Source organism: Campylobacter sp. US50a (genome assembly GCF_004379015.1).
GTDB classification, from domain to species: domain Bacteria; phylum Campylobacterota; class Campylobacteria; order Campylobacterales; family Campylobacteraceae; genus Campylobacter_D; species Campylobacter_D jejuni.
This window is the reverse complement of record NZ_RYYJ01000002.1, coordinates 174,509-192,393: the sequence shown is the minus strand read 5'-3', so window position 1 is coordinate 192,393 and position 17,885 is coordinate 174,509. Positions and strand designations below refer to the sequence as shown.

The following is a 17,885-nucleotide window of genomic DNA, read 5'->3' as shown; positions in this document are numbered from 1 at the left end:
CAATCAAATTTAAATCAAAAATGTGAATTTTTGTAAATTTCAATAAAAATAAAGATACTTTTGGTTATAATTCGGCTTTATTTTTAAGTCTTAAGTAGGGATACGCAAGCCGAACTGATTTAAAAATTGAAAAATATTTTTTATAGAAAGGTTAAGATAATGAAAAAAGTTCTTTTTTTATTATTAGCATGTGCAGCAGTAGCTTTTGCAGCTGAAACTAACGCTCCAGTAGAGCAAGAAGCTATCAATATATGGATTAAAGCATTTTCAGTTCTTGCAGCAGGTTTAGGTCTTGGTGTTGCAGCACTTGGTGGTGCTATCGGTATGGGTAATACCGCAGCGGCAACAATTGCAGGAACAGCTAGAAACCCTGGTCTTGGGCCAAAATTAATGACAACTATGTTTATCGCTTTAGCGATGATTGAAGCACAAGTTATCTATGCTCTTGTTATCGCGCTAATAGCACTTTATGCAAATCCTTTTATAGTTTTACAATAAAACTGATTAAAGCCCTTTTTTGGGCTTTTTTTATGCGGTTATGGTGGAATTGGTAGACACGCCATCTTGAGGGGGTGGTGCGCTCCGCGTGTGCGAGTTCAAATCTCGCTAACCGCACCATTATTTAAAATTATAATCATTCAACTTAAAATACCAACTATTCAAAATCAAATTTCAACTTACAATTTCTTAAAGTTACAAAAAATAAAAAATATTGGTTTTTTTAAAAAACTTAAAAATATTAAGATTTTTTTTAAGTATAAAGAATATAATTCTATCCGTTTTCAAAAACCATCCCTTAAAAAGGATTATTCAATGTTTGTTTTTATACCATTATTTACAATTTTTATTTTACTTGCAGGCGGATATTTTGCCAAAAGAATTGGCGTTTTAAAGCAAAAACAAGCTAGGACTTTTTTAGATTTTGCTATTATTTTTGCTTTACCTTGTTTGATTTTCGATAAAGCATATCATTTAAATTTTGATTTTTCATTGATTATTTTTATTTTTATTGGATTGTTTAGCTGTATACTAGCAGCTTTTTTTGCTATTCTTATTGGAAAAGTTTTTCATTTTTCTAAAGTAACTTTAGTCAGTATGTTTTTGCTTTCTTGTTTTGGAAATACTATATTTGTGGGTATGCCTATTGTTGCTGGTATATTTAATGACCCACAATTTAGCGCTGAAGTTATATTTTACGATGCTTTAGCCACAACTTTACCTATATCACTTTTTGGACCTTTTATACTTTCTTTGGGAAATGGAGAAAAAGTCAGTTTACTTGCTAATGTTAAAAAAATTCTTAGTTTTCCACCTTTTTTAGCTTTGCTTTTTGGTTTTTTGTGCAAATTAATTACTTTACCTGAATTTATTTTCTCTCCTATTCGTTTATTTGGCGCTTCTGCAACCCCTGTTGCACTTTTTGCCATAGGTTTAGGACTTGGCTTTATGGCGATTAAAACCTCTTACAAACCTACAGTAATTGTCATCTTTGCTAAAATGATTTTAGCTCCTTTATTTTTTGTATTTTGTTTAAAAATATTTAATTTAGAATTAAAAAATTCTACCATTGTTGCTATTATAGAAAGCGCAGCTCCTACTATGACCTTAGCAGGAGCTATGGTAATGAAAGCTAAACTAGATAGCAATTTAGCCGTAAGTGCTGTAGCCTTTGGAGTTCTTTTTGCTTTTGTTTCTATGCCAATTTTAATTTGGGCTTTGTTATAAGCTCAAATTATATGGCTAAATTTTTAGCTAATTCTTTAACTTTTTTAAGATCAACTTTTCCTGAACCTAGGAGGGGAATTTTTTCTATTTGAAAATAATATCTAGGTTTAAAAAGTGTAGGTATATTAGAATTTTTTATAGCCTCACATACTCTTTCAAAAATTTCATTATTACATTCTATGAGTAAAGCAATTTGTTCCCCTTTTTTCTCATCTTCTAAAGATGTAGCACAAAATTTAACCACTTCAGTGTCTATAAATTTGGCAATTTCTTCTTCTATTGCACCCAAAGAAATCATCTCTCCGCCAATTTTTGCAAAGCGAGAATAACGATCGACAATATATAAAAAACCATCTTCATCCAAATGTCCCTTATCTCCCGTGTTGTACCATCTTATGCCATCAATTTCTTTAATAACTTCATCGGTTTTTTCTTTGTTATTAAGATAGCCTACCATAACTTGATGACCGCCTATAAGTATGAGTCCATCTTCATTTGTTTTTAAATTTTCATAATTATTTGGATCAACAATACGTACCGCAGTTCCAGGTAGAGGCATTCCTACACTTCCTTCTTTATTGGCACGATGTATAAGCCAATAATCCGCATCAAAACGATTTGGTAAATTTACACTCGCTACAGGTGTAGTTTCCGTAGCTCCATAACCTTCAAAAATGCTTTTTTTAAACTTCATTTCAAAAGCAGTTCTTACTTCATTTTTTAGTTTTTCAGCACCTGATACAACTATTCTTAAGCTTTCAAACATTAAAGCATCAAGTTTTTTATTTCTTGCATAAATTCCTAAAAAGGTTGAAGTTCCACACATAATAGTGACATTATTTTTAGCAACAGCTTTGGCAACCCCTAAGGCATCAGTTGGATCTGCAAAAGTGATACTTTTAATACCTTCAAGCAAAGGCAAAAATGTAGTTACGGTAAGTCCAAAAGCATGAAAAGGTGGTAAAGATGAGAGAATGACATCATTGTTTCTTGTGCAAAGCACATCAGAAATTTGTGCTATATTGCTTAAAATATTACGGTTGTTGAGCATAACACCTTTTGGAGAACCTTCACTTCCGCTACTAAATAAAATAGCTGCGATGGCAAGATTGTTTTTTGAAGGAGTGAAGATGCTTTTGAGTATAAAACTAGGCATGATACTAACTACTAACATCATGCTAAAAATTTTAGTTTTTTGCATTTTAAAATCTTCTACAATATCTTCAAAATAAATTAAATGTATATTTGTATCGAAATTTAGGTTTATACCTTTATTTGCTAATTTTTCTAAAAAAGTTTTAGAAGTATAAATTTGTGAAATTTGCGCATTTTTTATAGCTGCTTTTAGAGCTTTTTCTCCAGCCGTAAAATTAAGATTTACTGCAATTTTTTCTGCGATTAAAACAGATAGATTGGTTAAAGAGCTTGCAAAAGAAGCAGGTAGTAAAATTCCTATAGCTTCCTCTTTAGGAGCGTAACTTCCACGCTGAGGGTTAATGTTTAATTCTTTGGATTTTCTTTTAATAAAAAAATTAAGAATTAAACTAAGACTCAACATTTTTCTATAAGAAATATCTCCAGCTAGTGTATCGATAATAGCTATTTGATTTAGATTTTTTTTAGCTGTATCTATCCAAGCTCTTGCTATAGTATGCATAGCTTCGCATTGTGATTTCCAAGCCATAAAAGAAAGTTCAAAAACTTTAGCTTTAACTTCATCTTTTTTAGAATGCAAAGGCATAGCTTTACCAAAAGCTATAGCAATTTTTCTTTTATTTAAAGTGCGGTTTCTTGCTGAAAATTCTTCATCGCTTCTTGAAAAAGCACTACCCCAAAGTCCTCTTATATAAAAAGGAATAATTTTTCCATCATCTTCGCTTAAATATTCACAAGCTAATTCAAATCCTGCTTTAAATTCATTTAATTGTCCATGTCTTGAAAGCGTACCTTCAGGAAACAAGCAAACTAAATTACCTTCTTTGATATGCTTTGCTATCAGTTCTAAACTCGTCTTACTTCCTGTACTTGATACAGGAATAATACCAAATTTATCAAGAAAAATTTTAATATACCATTTAGAATAAATACTTCTTTCCATAACAAAATAAATTTTTCTTGGAATTGCCATTTGTACAACAGCCCAATCAATAAAAGAAATATGATTACCTAAAAGCAAAGCTCCACCTTTTTCTGGTATATTTTCAAAACCTTCTACAAGTAAGCGGTATCGTTGCAAAAAAGCTATGCTTAAAAGTATACGCACTAAAGAAAAGGGAAGTTTTAAAAGTATATAAAAACTTCCTATAAAGGTTACTAAAGTAATAAAATAAAACAAATAAACTACATTGATTTCAAATTTTGCAAATAAAGTTGCTAAGAGTAAAAATCCTAACATGGCAATATTTTGAAAAAAATTATTTCCTGCAAGAATTTGTCCCAATTCATTTTCTTTGGCATGAAATTGGATTAAAGTATTTAAAGGAATGATAAAAAGAGCTCCGCAAAATCCAAAAAAGAAAAATAAAAAACTATAACTTAATAAACTTACAAAATAAGGCATTAAAAAAGCCATTAAAAACATACCCAATACACCAAGTGGAATAAGTCCAAGTTCTATATAATTTTTTGAAAATTTACCAGCTACTAAAGAGCCTAAAATCACTCCTATACCAGAAAAAGCGAGTGAAATTTGCACATAAAAAGTATTTTCTATGAAAAGTTCATTTTTGACAAAGACAGGAAAGCTAACAAGATAAAGTTGAGATATAGCCCAAAAAAATGAAATTCCTATTATGCAAAGCCAAATAGTTTTATTTTTAAAAACAAGCTTAAGATTATTTATTAGAAGTTTTCCATGAATATAGTCTTTTTTGTTAAAAACTAAATCTTTATTTGTTTGTTTGAGCTTAGGTAAACGCCACGCAAAAAATACTTCGATACAAGAAAATAAAATTAGCACAATTCCTAAAGGCGCTACTTCTTTTAAAATTTCATCTGTTTGATTATATGCAGAACTATAAAGACTTTCAAAACTTAAAGAAAACAAAGCCATTCCTGCTAAGATTGCCATAATGCTTACTGCATTAATTACACCATTGCCCATAGCAAGAAAGTCTTTTCCTACAAGTTCTTTGATAAAACCGTATTTGCTTGGTGAATAAATCGCTGCTTGTACTCCCATTATAAAAGTAAAAATAAAAGCCATCCAAAAAGCACCGCTATAGTAACAAATGCAAATTATTAAAGTGAGTATAACATTGAAAATTGCTGAAATTTTCATTACAATATTTTTTGGATATTTATCCGCTAAAAAACCCGAAGGAGAAAGCATAAGAATAAAAGGAAGTAAAATCAAAGCATTAACTATAGCATTTAAAAATAACTGCTCGCTTCCTTCATAGGCCTTATAAATAGTATTTTGAATAATAATTTTATGTCCCAAATCCACAAAAGCATTGATGAATGCTATAAGTAAAAAAGGAATTAATCCGTAAATTTTCAAAAAAGATTTTTTTTGCATTATTTAAACCTCGTCAATTAGCACTTATTTTACAAATTTAGGAAAATTATCTATATTATCTTTTAAAATAATTCCATCGATTTTTAATTTATAAAATTTTTTAAAATTCTCTAATTTATCAACAATCATTAAAACCCTACTATCAAAAACATAAAATTCTGCAACCTTGCTAGCAAATTTTGCAAGTTTTTTATCATTGCATAGCAAAAATTTAGCTCCTAAAGCATTGGCTAAAAATATCTCGTCTTTATTTTGCGCTAAAATAGCAAATTCAAAATCATTTTGACTTAAATAAGAAATCAATTTTTCATCATAAACAATACAATAAACTTTATTATCTTTAACTTCTTCAACACTTTCAATAAAAGAAAAATCTAAATTTTTTAATAATTTATGTCCAATAATAAGCATTTTTTTCCTTAGCTCTATTTTTTATTATTTTGCAAATTATACTTATAAAATTGTTACCAAGCAAGATGGCGCAGCGGACGGGGCTCGAACCCGCGACCTCCGCCGTGACAGGGCGGCATTCTAACCAGCTGAACTACCGCTGCATCCAAAGTAAAGAAGTAGAGATTATAAAACCTATTTATGATTTTATAAAATGGTGGTCACTATAAGACTCGAACTTATGACATCCACCTTGTAAGGGTGGCGCTCTACCAACTGAGCTAAGCGACCTATGATTGGCGACCCCTAGAGGATTTGAACCTCTGTTTCCACACAGAGAGAGTGTTGTCCTGGGCCACTAGACGAAAGGGTCATAACCCTAACAATAAAAATGGTGTCCCGTGTTGGATTCGAACCAACGGCCCCCTCCTTAAAAGGGAGATGCTCTACCGGCTGAGCTAACGAGACAAGATGGCGCAGCGGACGGGGCTCGAACCCGCGACCTCCGCCGTGACAGGGCGGCATTCTAACCAGCTGAACTACCGCTGCATCCAAAGTAAAGAAGTAGAGATTATAAAACCTATTTATGATTTTATAAAATGGTGGTCACTATAAGACTCGAACTTATGACATCCACCTTGTAAGGGTGGCGCTCTACCAACTGAGCTAAGCGACCTTTATAATGGTGTCCCGTGTTGGATTCGAACCAACGGCCCCCTCCTTAAAAGGGAGATGCTCTACCGACTGAGCTAACGAGACATTTTCTGAAATAAAAATGTGATTATGCCAAAATTAGCTCTATTTGTCAAGCTTTTTTAAATCATTTTTGGCATTTTCTCTCCAAATAACGAGAAAATATACTTATAGGTAAAGTCAAAACAAGATATGTAATAGCCAAAATTACATAAGCTTCAAGAGTAGCAAAAGTATAAGAATTTATCTCTTGTGCACTTTGGGTTAATTCATTTACAGCAATGACGCTTAATAATGAACTATCTTTAATTAAATTTGCAAATTGTCCACTCAGCGGTGCTAAAATATTTTTTAAAGCTTGGGGAAAAATTACATACGCAAAAACCTGCATCTCTTTTAACCCTAAAGCCCTAGCGCTCTCAAGCTGAGATATAGAAATACTTAAAATTCCAGCTCTAAATATTTCAGCTAAGTAAGCAGCAGAAAAACATGATAAAATAATAACTCCAGCCACATATCGATTATCAAGTCCTAAATTATTTGCAATGATATAATATATCAATAATACCTGCACTAGTAAAGGGGTTCCTCTGACAAGCTCTATGTAAAATGTAGATAAAAATCTTAAAAAAACAATCGAACTTAAAGAAAAAGCACAAAAAACTCCACCTAAAATTATACTCAACAATAAAGAAAAAAAACTGATTATTAAAGTATTTAAAAAACCTTGAAGAAATTTTTCTTTATAGGTCGCAATTGCACTAAAATCAAAATGATAAGCACTTATACTAAAACCACAATAACAAAACAATATTAAAAATAAAATCAAAAGAATTAAATTAGTGATTATTTTTGACTTTGATAGAGGTTTTAAAGGTTTAAAATTCTTATTTTTTTGGATAAACAAAGACAATAAAAATCTCCAAAATTACAATTTATTCATTTCTTAAAGTATCTAAAATATTAATTTGAGTTGCTTTTTTTGCAGGATAAAAAGACGATAAAGCTATGATTATTAAAGCACCTATAATGGTTAAAGAAAAATCCATTAAAGACAAATCAAGTGGTAATTTACTGGTTCCATAAACATCAGCAGGTAAAGTTACAATATCAAAATTTCCTAAAAGCCATAAAGCAAAAAATGCAAGCATCACACCCACTATCATACCGCCGCCGCCAATAAGCATGCCTAAGACAAAAAAACTCTTTTTTACCTCATTTTTGCTTGCACCTAGGGCAAGCAAAAGTGCTATTTCACTGCGACGATTCATTACTATCATCAATAAAGAACTTACTATATTTAAACTTGCAACCAAAATAATAAGCATCAACACTATAAAAAGCGCTCTTTTCTCAAGCTCTAAGGCTGAAAAGAAATTTTTATTTTGTTCCCACCAGCCTACTACAGCATAATCGTCTTTTAAATAAGATTTAATTTTTTCAACATCCTTAAAAGCATTATCACTATATACATGAACTCCATCATAATTTGGATTTTTAGGCATTCCAAGTACTTTTTTCAATGCATCAACATCTGTATACATATAAGCTTTATCATAAAATGCAAGCCCTGAAGTAAAACGCGCTTTAACATCAAAACGTTTAGTTTGCGGTACTAAAGAAAATCCACTAGGATTAAGATTTGAAAAAATAAGTGAAAGTTTGTCATTTTTATGCAAACCAAATTCATCAATAAGTGCTGATCCTACAAGTATATCAAAACCACTTAAATTCTCATCCTTTAAAGCTTTAGCAACCACTTCGTTTATTTTTTTTTCATCATTAAAATTAACGCCAAAAAGCACACCACCTTCAAAACGATTATCTCCCTTTACAACAACTTGAGTACTTATATAAGGGCTAAATAACAAATTTGGAAATGTTTTTCTTAACTCATCTATAAATTCATCATTTACAGGAGCGTAAAATTTAGGCAAAATAGTAATAGGATAATTCATCACAAAAAAGCGTTTTTCAAATTCTTTATCAAAACCATTCATAATTGCCATAGCTACAAGCAAAACGCAAAGTCCTACACAAACTCCTAAAAAGGCCAAAAGCATAGAAAGATTGATAAAGGGTTGTTCTTTATCAAATCTTAAATATTTAAAAAGTAAATATTTTAAAACGCTTTTATTCAAGCTAAAATTCCTTGCTTAGGACCACTTTTTCCATGGCATTCTTTAAATTTTTTTCCACTTCCGCAAGGACAAGGAGCATTGCGTGGAACTTTTTTAAACTCAGCTTCGCCAAGATTATCTTCGCTTGCGCCCATTTCTACTGAGCTTTGAAGTAGCTTTTCATTTTCTTCATTGGCTTTATTTTCTAAATTTTGTACCTCTTCTTGATTAAATTGCACACTAAAAAGTAGTTTAATACTATCAAATTTAATACGATTAACTAGCTCCAAGAAAAGATTATAACTTTCTTTCTTATATTCCACAAGAGGATCTTTTTGATTGTATCCGCGAAGTCCTATTCCTGTTTTTAAAATATCCATTTGATACAAATGCTCTCTCCAAGCATTATCCAAAACTTGCAAATATAAAATACGCTCTATATTACGCAATTCTTTAATCTCAAGTCTTGACATCTTTTCGTTATAAGAATTTTCAAGAATTTGACTTAGCTTATCTTGCATTTCAATGACGCTTAAATTTTCAAAATCTTTTTCACTAATCTGAGTTGAACACTCATATAAAATTTTTGCTTTCAAATTTTCAAAATTTACATTAGAACCGCTTTCATCAAGCATATAATCATTCATTACATTTGCGCTATATTCAGCGATATTTTGAGAAATTTTAGCTCTAATATCATAGTTTTCATCTAAAAGCTCATTACGATAACGATAAATAGTTTTTCTTTGTTCATTTGCTACATCATCGTATTCTAACAAATGCTTTCTGCTTTCAAAATGTAAGCTTTCTACTTTTTTTTGCGCATTTTCAACCGCTCTTGTAACGATTCTTGACTCTATGCTTTCGCCCTCTTCTATACCTAAGCGATCCATAATGCTTTTAATACGATCCCCACCAAAAATTCTTAAAAGATTATCTTCTAAACTTAGATAAAAACGACTTATTCCAGGATCGCCCTGCCTTCCTGCACGACCACGAAGTTGATTATCAATACGGCGGCTTTCATGTCTTTCTGTACCTATGATATAAAGCCCACCCAAAGCCCTAATCTCATCATCGATTTTTATATCCACACCACGACCTGCCATATTTGTAGCGATAGTTACGGCACCTTTTTTACCTGCATCTTGGATAATCAAAGCTTCTTGCTCGTGATTTTTAGCATTTAAAACATGATGAGGGATTTTCTCTTTTACAAGCATATTGTGAAAAACTTCACTGCGTTCTATACTTGCGGTTCCTACAAGCACAGGCTGACCTTTAGCATTGGCTTTTTTAATCTCTTCAATTACGGCTTTAAATTTTTCATTTTGAGTTTTATAGATAAGATCATCTTTATCTTGTCTTTTAATAGGAATATTTGTCGGTATAGAAATAACATCTAAACTATAAATTTGAGAAAATTCAGTCGCTTCTGTTTGTGCAGTTCCTGTCATACCTGCGAGTTTATTGTACATTCTAAAATAATTTTGAAAAGTAATATCTGCTAGAGTTTGGCTTTCTTCTTGAATTTTTACATTTTCTTTAGCTTCTAAAGCTTGATGCAATCCTTCGCTAAAACGACGTCCTTCGCTTAAACGCCCTGTAAATTCATCAACGATGATAACTTCATTATTTCTTAAAACATAATGCACATCTTTTTCAAAAAGATTATGTGCCTTTAAAGCTTGATCAAGCTGATGTGCTAAGATAGCATTATCAAGACTGTATAAATTTTCTACACCAAAAAGTTTTTCAGCCTTAGCAATACCTGCTTCGGTAATCAAAACACTACGATTTTTCTCATCTACCACAAAATCACCCTCAGGTTTTGCAGGAGGTAAAACTGCTTCGCCTTTTTGCATTTGCTTAGCTACTTCATTGGCTTTAATATAACCATCTAAAGTGCGATTTGTAGGGCCGCTGATGATAAGCGGAGTTCTTGCCTCATCAATTAAAATACTATCTACTTCATCTACAATAACAAAATTATGCTCTCTTTGAACTTTTTCAACTTTTGAAAATTTCATATTATCACGCAAATAATCAAAACCAAACTCATTATTGGTTCCATAAGTAATATCGCAATCATAAGCTTGCTTGTGCTCTATGTCACTATTTTGAGAAGAAAGAATCACGCCTACGCTAAAACCTAAAAAATTATAAATCGCACTCATTTGCTCAGCATCTCTTTTGGCTAGATAATCATTCACTGTAACGACATGTACGCCTTTGCCACTCATGGCATTTAAAACTACAGGCAAGGTCGCTACAAGGGTTTTACCTTCTCCTGTTTTCATTTCTGCGATTTTTCCATCGTGTAAAACCATACCACCGATTAACTGCACATCAAAATGACGCATATTTAAAGTTCTCTTACCTGTCTCTCTGACTATAGCAAAAACATCATTTAAGATATCATTTTCGTTTTTTTCTCCGTTTAAAATTTGCTCTTTAAATTTTGCAAATTCGGCTTTTAATTCATCATCGCTTAAATTTTGATATTTGCCTTCTAAAGCATTGATTTGTGCTACACGCTTGAAGTATTTTTTAACTTCACGATCATTTTTTGTTCCAAAAACGGCTTTTAAGGTATTTAAAAACATTTTTAAACCTTTATAAATTTTTCAAACTACCATTATAACGATTATTTAATTAAAATTAGCTAGAATGATATAAAAAATATAATTTTTTTAAGGAAAATAAATGAAAAAAACATTCTTGATATTTTTTATTTTTATAGGACAACTTTTTGCCCTTGATCTTAATTTTAATACCTTTTCAAGCGATTTTATCCAAATAGTAAAATCCAAAAACTCTACACTTTCTTATTCTGGACATTTTACACTGAGTAAAGATCAAGCATATTGGAGTTATGATACTCCTAGTAAAAAAGAGATTTATATTAACAAAAATCAAGTAACCATAATAGAGCACGATCTAGAGCAAGTCATTTTCTCTCATCTTGATAACATTCCAAATCTTAATGAAATTTTCAAAAAAGCAAGTCTTATAGATAAAGATAAACTTGTAGCAAAATATGATAATATAAATTATACAATTAAACTCAATCAAGAGCAAATTCAAAGCATATCCTATAAAGATGAATTTGAAAATGATGTTATAATCAATCTAAACAATCAAATTAAAAATCCAAAAATTAATTCCGATGTTTTTAAGGCAAAAATTCCGCAAAATTATGATATAGTTCGCTAATTTTGCGTTGTATTTTCATCAAGCTTTATATCATAACCTGTTTGTGGTAAATGATAAGGCTTGCTTGCGTTATTTTCTTTGAATATTTGTGGAGGATTGGCGATTAAATCTCTTTTAATTTTTTCTTCTATATCTGGAGTCATTTTAGGTGTATTTAAATTATCTATATTGATTTCTCCATTGTCATTTTTATTTTCTTCATCTGAATCTTTGAAAAGCTGTTCAACTTGCTTGGCTTCTAAATTTGGAACACTAGGAGTTGGGATCTTTTCAACACCAGGAACTTGAGTTTTAGGAACTTCTAAGTTTTCAAGTGCTTTTTTTACCTCGCTGCCCATACCTTTCTCTTTAGCCTCAGTACTTTCTAAAAAGCGTTTAAACTCCTCTAAATCAAATTTTTCCACTCCGCTTAAAGATATGATATATATATCATCTAATTTAATCTTATACTTCTTATCTAAAAATTTTTCTAAAGTTTTTTTAAAATTATTTTTTCCAATTTCTGTAAAAATATCTTCGTAAAAAAACCCTGAAATTACTGTATTTACAGCATCAATCAACTTATTTTCATTTTCTTTTAAATTATTCCCATCAAATTCCAAAGAAATTTCAACTTTTTTAAGAACATTTGCCCCACTTTTAGAATACAAATCTGTTCTTATTTTATCTATTTCAAGATTTTGAGCATTTAAACTCAAAGCCAAAAAAACACTTAAAAATATTTTTTTCATTTAATGCCTTTAAATGATTTGTTCTTGTATTTCAAGATCTAAAAAATTATGTTTTTTATAAAAATCAATCACATTAGAATCTATTTTTAAAATATTAGCAAAATAAAATCCAAAATTTATCTTTTTTGTAGAATAAATTTTTAAAGTATTTGGATTTGTAGCGCGAGAAAGAGCGACATAAAGCTGTCCATTTTCAAAAATATGATCAATATCACACGCTAATTTTTCAATGCTCATACCTTGTGATTTGTGTATAGTAATAGCATAAGCTAATTTAATAGGAAACTGTGTAACACTTGCAAGAATATTAACAACAAAATCTTTACCTGATTGTTCAAGTTCTTCCATGAAAAAAGTATAAGGTTCAAGTAAAATTTTCATCCCATTATTTTTAATAATACTAATATAAATTTTCTCCTCTTCATAAAGAATATCTTCTATAATGCCTTGCTCACCATTATAATAATTCTTATCCCAATTATTTACACAAAAAATAATACGAGCACCTATTTTAATATTTAATTCTTCCAATATATTTAAGCTTCTAATCCAAGAATCAAGTTCTTCATCTTTTATTCTCTTATCTTCTTTTTTAACCTGAGCCTTAAAGCATACAAGTGGGGTCTCAAGTTTGCTTAATTTTTCTTGATTAATATTGTTTACTTTTTTATTGATACCACAAAGTAAAGTATAATCATCTTCTAAATTTTCTAATTCTTTATAATCAATTCGCAAAGATTCAAAAAAGCTTAAAATTTTTTCATCTAAAAAACCTTGTCTAATCAAAGATAAATAGTTATAAAATTCCATATTTTGTGTTCTTTTAGGTTGAGAAAGTTTAATATTCTTAAAATTTAAATCTTGCCAAAAAAATGAAGAAAAAGCATAATAAGAATGATTAAATAAAGTTTCTTTTTTTTCTTTAATTACGGGAGGCAGTTGAAAAAAATCTCCTACAACTAAAATTTTTCCATTAAATTGAGAATTTTTAAGTCTAAAGCCTATCATTTCAAAAACACTTGCGCTAACCATGGAAATTTCATCGATAATAATAAGCTCAATCGTTTTTAAAAGCTCTTTAAGTTTTGTTAATTTTTCTTTTTGTTTTTGATTGCGATCCAATGTGCTTAATTTCATCATATCATCACAATACCCTAAACAAAAAAAGCTGTGTAAAGTAACACCGCCTATATTAAACGCCGATAGAGCACTAGAACCAAGAGCTATGGCTAATTTTTTTTGTTTTCTATAAGATTTGATAAGCTCATTTGTCAAAAAGCTTTTACCAACTCCAGCACCACCACTTAAAAAAACATTATCATAAGCTAAAATTTTTTCTAGTTTATCAAGCATTATATTTCCTTGGCTTTAATTATAACTATTTTTTCTAAAAGGTTGATTATGAAATCTTGTTTATATTTTACTTTTATAGTGCTATTTTTAACAGCTTGTTCAACAAAAAATTTAACTTCACTTCATCATGAAAATTTAGAACAAAAAAATGAAAATCAACATTATGCAAAACTTGAATACGAACAAAATGTAAGCATTTTGCCACAATTTGCTTACGATATTAATTTTGATGCAAAACGATATAAAAAATATTTCTTTAACCCTTGGCATGATTCGTTTAAAAATTACAAAGGACAAAATATTTTTTGGTCCTTTCCTTTATATTTAAATTCAAAAAATACTTATTATTTTTTCAATAAACAAATTATTCCACTTTCATGGTTTAAAAACGCTATAAATAACGCAAATATCCAAGAATTCGGTAAACTTAATCAAAAAGCTTTAATTATCCAAAATACAATCATTAAAAATCTTCCAACCCAAAGAGCTATCTTAAAAAATCCTTTTTTTGAAAATGAAGGAATTCCTTTTGACTATGCAAGCGATGGCATTTTAAATGCTGGAACCCCTGTCTTAATTTCACATTTTAGCAAAGATAAGCGTTATGCTTTTGTTTTAGGTGAAGCTGGATTTGGATTTGTTGAAAGTAAAAATTTGGAATTTTTCTCAAACGATAGAGCGAAAATCTATGAAAATCTTAACTTTATCACACCACTAAAAGAAAAATTTCCTATCTATAGCGAGGATGGTAAATTTTTCTTTGAAAGTAGAATTGGCGCTATTTATCCTTGCTACAAAGAAGATAAAAACTATTTTTATGGAAAAATAGGTTCTAAAAAATATAAAATTTCTAAAAAAGATGTATCTAAATTTCCTTTACAATTCAATGATAAAAATTTAAAAAATCAACTTTCACAAGTTTTAAATTTGCCTTATGGCTGGGGCGGTTATAATTTTGAAAGAGATTGTTCTTTACTAACTCGTGATATCTTTTCAGCTTTTGGACTTTATCTACCAAGAAATTCAGCTGCACAAAAAAATTCTTTTAATCATTTTGATATAAGCACTCTTAGTAATTCTCAAAAAAAAGATTTTTTAAACCGCTTTGGGAAAGCTTATCTTAGTTTACTTTATTTACCTGGACATATTATGCTTTATGCAGGACAAATTACAGATAATAATATTGCCATACATAATATATGGGGCTTAAGAAAAGATGCAACCCAAAGACTTCTCATAAGTTCTAGCGTCATCACTTCTTTAGAAATAGGAAAAAATGAAATTTTAGAAGATAATTTGCTTTTATCAAGACTTAAAGAAATAAGTTTTATAAATTTAAACGAACAAGAAAAAGAGCAAATAAAAAGCTATCTTGAAAATATACAAAACAAATAAGATTTATTGATTTAATCAATAAATCTTTTAGTTAAATCTGCAAAATATTCTATGCGTCTATCTCGCAAAAAAGGCCACCAACGACGCACATTTTCACTTCTTTTTTTATCTATTTCTATGATTTTTACACATTCGTTTTGAGAATCTAAAAGACAAAGTTCTTCACCTTGAGGGCCAAAAACAAAAGAATTTCCCCAAAATCTAATGCCCTCTTCTACCCCACTTACATCTTTTTCAAAACCTACTCTATTGATAGCTACTACATATAAACCATTAGCTATAGCATGTCCTTTTTGAACACCAAGCCAAGCATTGAGCTGCCTTTGTTTTTCTTCATCTTCATCCTTATCAAACCAACCAATTGCCGTGGGATAAATAAGAATCTCAGCTCCTTTTAAAGCCATAATTCTTGCTGCTTCAGGATACCACTGATCCCAACAAATAAGCACTCCAAGCTTGCCTAAACTTGTATTTATAGGTTCAAAACCCAAATCTCCAGGAGTAAAATAAAATTTTTCATAAAAACAAGGATCATCAGGTATGTGCATTTTGCGATATTTGCCTGCTATAGAACCATCTTTTTCAAAAACTACTGCAGTATTATGATAAAGTCCGGCACTTCGTTTTTCAAATAATGAAGTAATAAGCACTATTTGATTTTTTCTAGCTATATTTGCCCAAAATTTCACATCTTTTTCATAATCATTAGCATAGTCAAAAAAATCCACATTTTCACTTTGACAAAAATACTCACTTTGATGAAGCTCTCCTAAACAAATAAGCTCAGCTCCTTGTTTAGAGGCTTCTTCTATAAATTCGCAAGTTTTTTTTATAGTTTGTTCTTTGTTTGAGTGAAATTTTTGTTGTATTAAAGCGATTTTCATTGTCTTTGCCTTTCTTGTTCTGCATCATCATAAGGATCTAAATGAATTTGTATATCCCATTTTTCATTTTCAAACATCTTACGCACACCTTCTTCTATTTCATCTGAAATTTTATGCGCATTTAAAAGCGAAATTATAGGGCAAAAAACCAAATGCACGCTTAAATAATTACAACTTGGAGTTTTACGCGTCTTTAATTCATGATAGGAAATTATTTCAGGATTATTAGAAATCAAAATACAAATTTTATCCACTTGTTCCTTAGGTAAAGCCTCATCCATTAAAAAAGCCAAAGCTTTTTTAATGATTTTAAAAGCAGAAAATGCCGTATAAAGACTGATCACTATCCCAAAAATAGCATCAATAATATGTAAATTTGTAAAATAAATCAAAACCAAAGCCCCTAAAGTACAAGCATTGGTTAAGCAATCTGTTTTGTAATGCAAAGCATCGCTTTCTATAATCAAACTTTTGGTTTTTTTAGCTACATAATTTAAAAAAAGTACAAGAAAAAAAGTCATAATTAAAGCAAAAATCATCACATAGATGCTTGAATTTAAATCTTTAATTTCTTCTTTATAATAAATCTTTAAAATACTCTCATAAAAAATAAAAATCCCCACGCCAACTATAAAAACACCTTCTAACAAACCCATTAAAGCTTCAATTTTAGAAAAACCAAAATTATAATTTTCATTCGCCTTTTGTGAGCTTTTTTTAAGAGCTAAAAAATTAAAAGCAGAAATAGCAAAATCCATTAAAGAATCAATCGCACTTGAAAGCACTGCAACAGAACCACTTGTTAAGCCTACTATAAATTTAACCAAGGCTAAAACAATAGCACATAAACTTGCTACAAGAGTTGCTTTTTTTTGCAAACTCATCTTAAACCTTTGAAACGATTTTGACAAGAACAATGCAAAGAACCGTTTTGTCGTAAAAACACTCTTGCATCTACTCCTATAATTTTATGATTGGGTAAAGCTTTAGAAAGTCTTTTAGTTATGATTTCATCATTTTTATCCTTATAAAAAGGCACAATTAAAGCATTATTTATAAAAACAAAATTCGCATAAGTCGCCCCCAATCTTCTTCCTTTATAGTATAAAGGCTTAGGTATAGGAAGTTCTACTAAATCAAAGCCTGTTTTTTTAAGCTCTTCTTTCATTTTTTGCAAAGGCAAATAATGCTCATCCTCTTCATCTTCACAAACACAATGTGCTATGGTATTTTTATCTATAAATCTTGCTAAGGTATCGATATGATGATCTGTATCATCACCTTTTATGAAACCATTTTCTAGCCAAATAATTTGTTTTAAACCAAAAATTTCTTTTAATTTTATATCAATTTGGGTTTTGTTTAGATGAGAATTTCTATTTTCATTTAAAAGACAATGAGAGCTTGTAAGCATCACACCCTCTCCATTAAAGTCAATACTTCCTCCTTCTAAAACAAAATCCACCTTTTTAAGCCCCTCTTTAAATTTTTCTTTAAAAAGCTTAGAATTTACAGCATTATCAAGCTCACTTTGAAATTTATTTCCCCAAGCATTAAAAGTAAAATCAAGAGCCTTTAAACGATTATTTTCTACTATATCTATAGCTCCAAAATCACGTATCCAAGTATCATTTGTATCACATTTAAAAAACTCAACATTTTTTATATCTTTAAAATTTTCAAAATCACTCTGTTTAGGAGCTATAAGTAAAACTTTTTGAAATTCACTTACCACTTTTACAAATTCTTTATAACTTTGCAAAATTTCCTCTAAATATGGACTCCAATCGCTTTTTTCATGAGGTAAAGAAAGCATGAGGTATTCTTGCTCACTCCATTCAGGAATTGATTTTATCAT

14 protein-coding genes and 8 tRNA genes are annotated in these 17,885 nt (G+C 30.0%); 5 read left to right on the top strand and 17 right to left on the bottom strand.

Features of this window, described 5'->3' with window-relative positions; genetic code table 11:
- Positions 1–159: 159 nt before the first annotated feature.
- From ELQ11_RS02325 to ELQ11_RS02315, 3 genes are all read left to right on the top strand, one after another.
- The gene (locus tag ELQ11_RS02325) at positions 160–498 is read left to right on the top strand and encodes a F0F1 ATP synthase subunit C (protein ID WP_052949384.1); all 339 of its coding nucleotides are present in this window, start codon (positions 160–162) and stop codon (positions 496–498) included.
- Between the two features lie 34 nt (positions 499–532).
- Positions 533–618, top strand: a tRNA-Leu gene (locus tag ELQ11_RS02320).
- Between the two features lie 195 nt (positions 619–813).
- Complete coding sequence (locus tag ELQ11_RS02315; protein ID WP_002861688.1) at positions 814–1,725, top strand: AEC family transporter; 912 nt, start codon at positions 814–816, stop codon at positions 1,723–1,725.
- 7 nt (positions 1,726–1,732) lie between these two features.
- Here the strand turns inward: ELQ11_RS02315 and ELQ11_RS02310 are convergent, their stop codons facing one another.
- The 12 genes from ELQ11_RS02310 to secA all read right to left on the bottom strand — a co-directional run bounded on the left by ELQ11_RS02310 (position 1,733) and on the right by secA (position 11,054).
- Positions 1,733–5,245: an acyl-[ACP]--phospholipid O-acyltransferase gene (locus ELQ11_RS02310; protein ID WP_134225128.1), complete on the bottom strand. Its 3,513-nt coding sequence runs from the start codon at positions 5,243–5,245 to the stop codon at positions 1,733–1,735.
- A 24-nt stretch (positions 5,246–5,269) separates the two neighbouring features.
- The gene (locus ELQ11_RS02305) at positions 5,270–5,656 is read right to left on the bottom strand and encodes a hypothetical protein (RefSeq protein WP_070243244.1); all 387 of its coding nucleotides are present in this window, start codon (positions 5,654–5,656) and stop codon (positions 5,270–5,272) included.
- Between the two features lie 66 nt (positions 5,657–5,722).
- Positions 5,723–5,799, bottom strand: a tRNA-Asp gene (locus ELQ11_RS02300).
- A 51-nt stretch (positions 5,800–5,850) separates the two neighbouring features.
- Positions 5,851–5,926, bottom strand: a tRNA-Val gene (locus tag ELQ11_RS02295).
- 6 nt (positions 5,927–5,932) lie between these two features.
- A tRNA-Arg gene (locus ELQ11_RS02290) sits at positions 5,933–6,008 on the bottom strand.
- 19 nt (positions 6,009–6,027) lie between these two features.
- Positions 6,028–6,103 (bottom strand) — tRNA-Lys (locus ELQ11_RS02285).
- Positions 6,104–6,107: 4 nt separating this feature from the next.
- A tRNA-Asp gene (locus tag ELQ11_RS02280) sits at positions 6,108–6,184 on the bottom strand.
- 51 nt (positions 6,185–6,235) lie between these two features.
- Positions 6,236–6,311, bottom strand: a tRNA-Val gene (locus tag ELQ11_RS02275).
- Between the two features lie 7 nt (positions 6,312–6,318).
- Positions 6,319–6,394, bottom strand: a tRNA-Lys gene (locus ELQ11_RS02270).
- Positions 6,395–6,455: 61 nt separating this feature from the next.
- The gene (locus tag ELQ11_RS02265) at positions 6,456–7,241 is read right to left on the bottom strand and encodes an amino acid ABC transporter permease (protein WP_070242964.1); all 786 of its coding nucleotides are present in this window, start codon (positions 7,239–7,241) and stop codon (positions 6,456–6,458) included.
- Between the two features lie 22 nt (positions 7,242–7,263).
- Positions 7,264–8,469, bottom strand: coding sequence for an ABC transporter permease (locus tag ELQ11_RS02260; protein ID WP_134225127.1), 1,206 nt, complete (start codon positions 8,467–8,469; stop codon positions 7,264–7,266).
- Positions 8,466–11,054 carry a preprotein translocase subunit SecA gene (gene secA / locus ELQ11_RS02255; RefSeq protein WP_126228865.1) on the bottom strand — a complete coding sequence of 863 codons (2,589 nt, stop codon included), beginning with the start codon at positions 11,052–11,054 and terminating at the stop codon, positions 8,466–8,468. The genes ELQ11_RS02260 and secA overlap by 4 nt, the downstream gene beginning before the upstream one ends.
- Positions 11,055–11,154: 100 nt before the next feature.
- Here secA and lolA point away from each other — a divergent pair, with 100 nt between their 5' ends.
- Positions 11,155–11,664, top strand: coding sequence for a LolA-like outer membrane lipoprotein chaperone (lolA, locus tag ELQ11_RS02250; protein WP_070242963.1), 510 nt, complete (start codon positions 11,155–11,157; stop codon positions 11,662–11,664).
- Here lolA and ELQ11_RS02245 read toward each other — a convergent pair.
- Both ELQ11_RS02245 and pif1 read right to left on the bottom strand, forming a co-directional pair.
- A complete protein-coding gene (locus ELQ11_RS02245) occupies positions 11,661–12,395 on the bottom strand; it encodes a hypothetical protein (protein ID WP_002861695.1) in 735 nt (244 codons plus the stop codon). The two genes, lolA and ELQ11_RS02245, sit on opposite strands and share 4 nt — an antisense overlap.
- A gap of 9 nt (positions 12,396–12,404) precedes the next feature.
- Complete coding sequence (pif1, locus tag ELQ11_RS02240) at positions 12,405–13,748, bottom strand: ATP-dependent DNA helicase Pif1 (protein WP_126214174.1); 1,344 nt, start codon at positions 13,746–13,748, stop codon at positions 12,405–12,407.
- A gap of 48 nt (positions 13,749–13,796) precedes the next feature.
- On the opposite strand from pif1, the gene ELQ11_RS02235 reads away from it, so the two are divergent.
- Positions 13,797–15,143 carry an SH3 domain-containing C40 family peptidase gene (locus ELQ11_RS02235; protein WP_070284789.1) on the top strand — a complete coding sequence of 449 codons (1,347 nt, stop codon included), beginning with the start codon at positions 13,797–13,799 and terminating at the stop codon, positions 15,141–15,143.
- Between the two features lie 11 nt (positions 15,144–15,154).
- Here ELQ11_RS02235 and ELQ11_RS02230 read toward each other — a convergent pair whose 3' ends face one another.
- From ELQ11_RS02230 to ELQ11_RS02220, 3 genes are read right to left on the bottom strand one after another with little or no spacing between them, the layout of a single operon-like run.
- Positions 15,155–16,027, bottom strand: coding sequence for an N-carbamoylputrescine amidohydrolase (locus tag ELQ11_RS02230; protein WP_002871473.1), 873 nt, complete (start codon positions 16,025–16,027; stop codon positions 15,155–15,157).
- Positions 16,024–16,911 (bottom strand): cation diffusion facilitator family transporter, encoded by an 888-nt coding sequence (locus tag ELQ11_RS02225; RefSeq protein ID WP_002861699.1) that lies wholly within the window; start codon positions 16,909–16,911, stop codon positions 16,024–16,026. Before ELQ11_RS02225 ends, ELQ11_RS02230 begins: the two co-directional genes overlap by 4 nt.
- Complete coding sequence (locus tag ELQ11_RS02220) at positions 16,908–17,885, bottom strand: agamatine deiminase (protein ID WP_002861700.1); 978 nt, start codon at positions 17,883–17,885, stop codon at positions 16,908–16,910. The genes ELQ11_RS02225 and ELQ11_RS02220 overlap by 4 nt, the downstream gene beginning before the upstream one ends.

What these genes read in the sequence shown, in the direction of transcription:
- ELQ11_RS02315 (WP_002861688.1), top strand. Translation starts at nt 814, where the DNA reads ATGTTTGTTTTTATACCATTATTTACAATTTTTATTTTACTTGCAGGC.
- ELQ11_RS02305 (WP_070243244.1), bottom strand. Translation starts at nt 5,656, where the DNA reads ATGCTTATTATTGGACATAAATTATTAAAAAATTTAGATTTTTCTTTT.
- ELQ11_RS02235 (WP_070284789.1), top strand. Translation starts at nt 13,797, where the DNA reads ATGAAATCTTGTTTATATTTTACTTTTATAGTGCTATTTTTAACAGCT.
- ELQ11_RS02245 (WP_002861695.1), bottom strand. Translation starts at nt 12,395, where the DNA reads ATGAAAAAAATATTTTTAAGTGTTTTTTTGGCTTTGAGTTTAAATGCT.
- ELQ11_RS02225 (WP_002861699.1), bottom strand. Translation starts at nt 16,911, where the DNA reads ATGAGTTTGCAAAAAAAAGCAACTCTTGTAGCAAGTTTATGTGCTATT.
- ELQ11_RS02310 (WP_134225128.1), bottom strand. Translation starts at nt 5,245, where the DNA reads ATGCAAAAAAAATCTTTTTTGAAAATTTACGGATTAATTCCTTTTTTA.
- lolA (WP_070242963.1), top strand. Translation starts at nt 11,155, where the DNA reads ATGAAAAAAACATTCTTGATATTTTTTATTTTTATAGGACAACTTTTT.
- ELQ11_RS02325 (WP_052949384.1), top strand. Translation starts at nt 160, where the DNA reads ATGAAAAAAGTTCTTTTTTTATTATTAGCATGTGCAGCAGTAGCTTTT.
- pif1 (WP_126214174.1), bottom strand. Translation starts at nt 13,748, where the DNA reads ATGCTTGATAAACTAGAAAAAATTTTAGCTTATGATAATGTTTTTTTA.
- ELQ11_RS02220 (WP_002861700.1), bottom strand. Translation starts at nt 17,885, where the DNA reads ATGATAAAATCAATTCCTGAATGGAGTGAGCAAGAATACCTCATGCTT.
- ELQ11_RS02230 (WP_002871473.1), bottom strand. Translation starts at nt 16,027, where the DNA reads ATGAAAATCGCTTTAATACAACAAAAATTTCACTCAAACAAAGAACAA.
- secA (WP_126228865.1), bottom strand. Translation starts at nt 11,054, where the DNA reads ATGTTTTTAAATACCTTAAAAGCCGTTTTTGGAACAAAAAATGATCGT.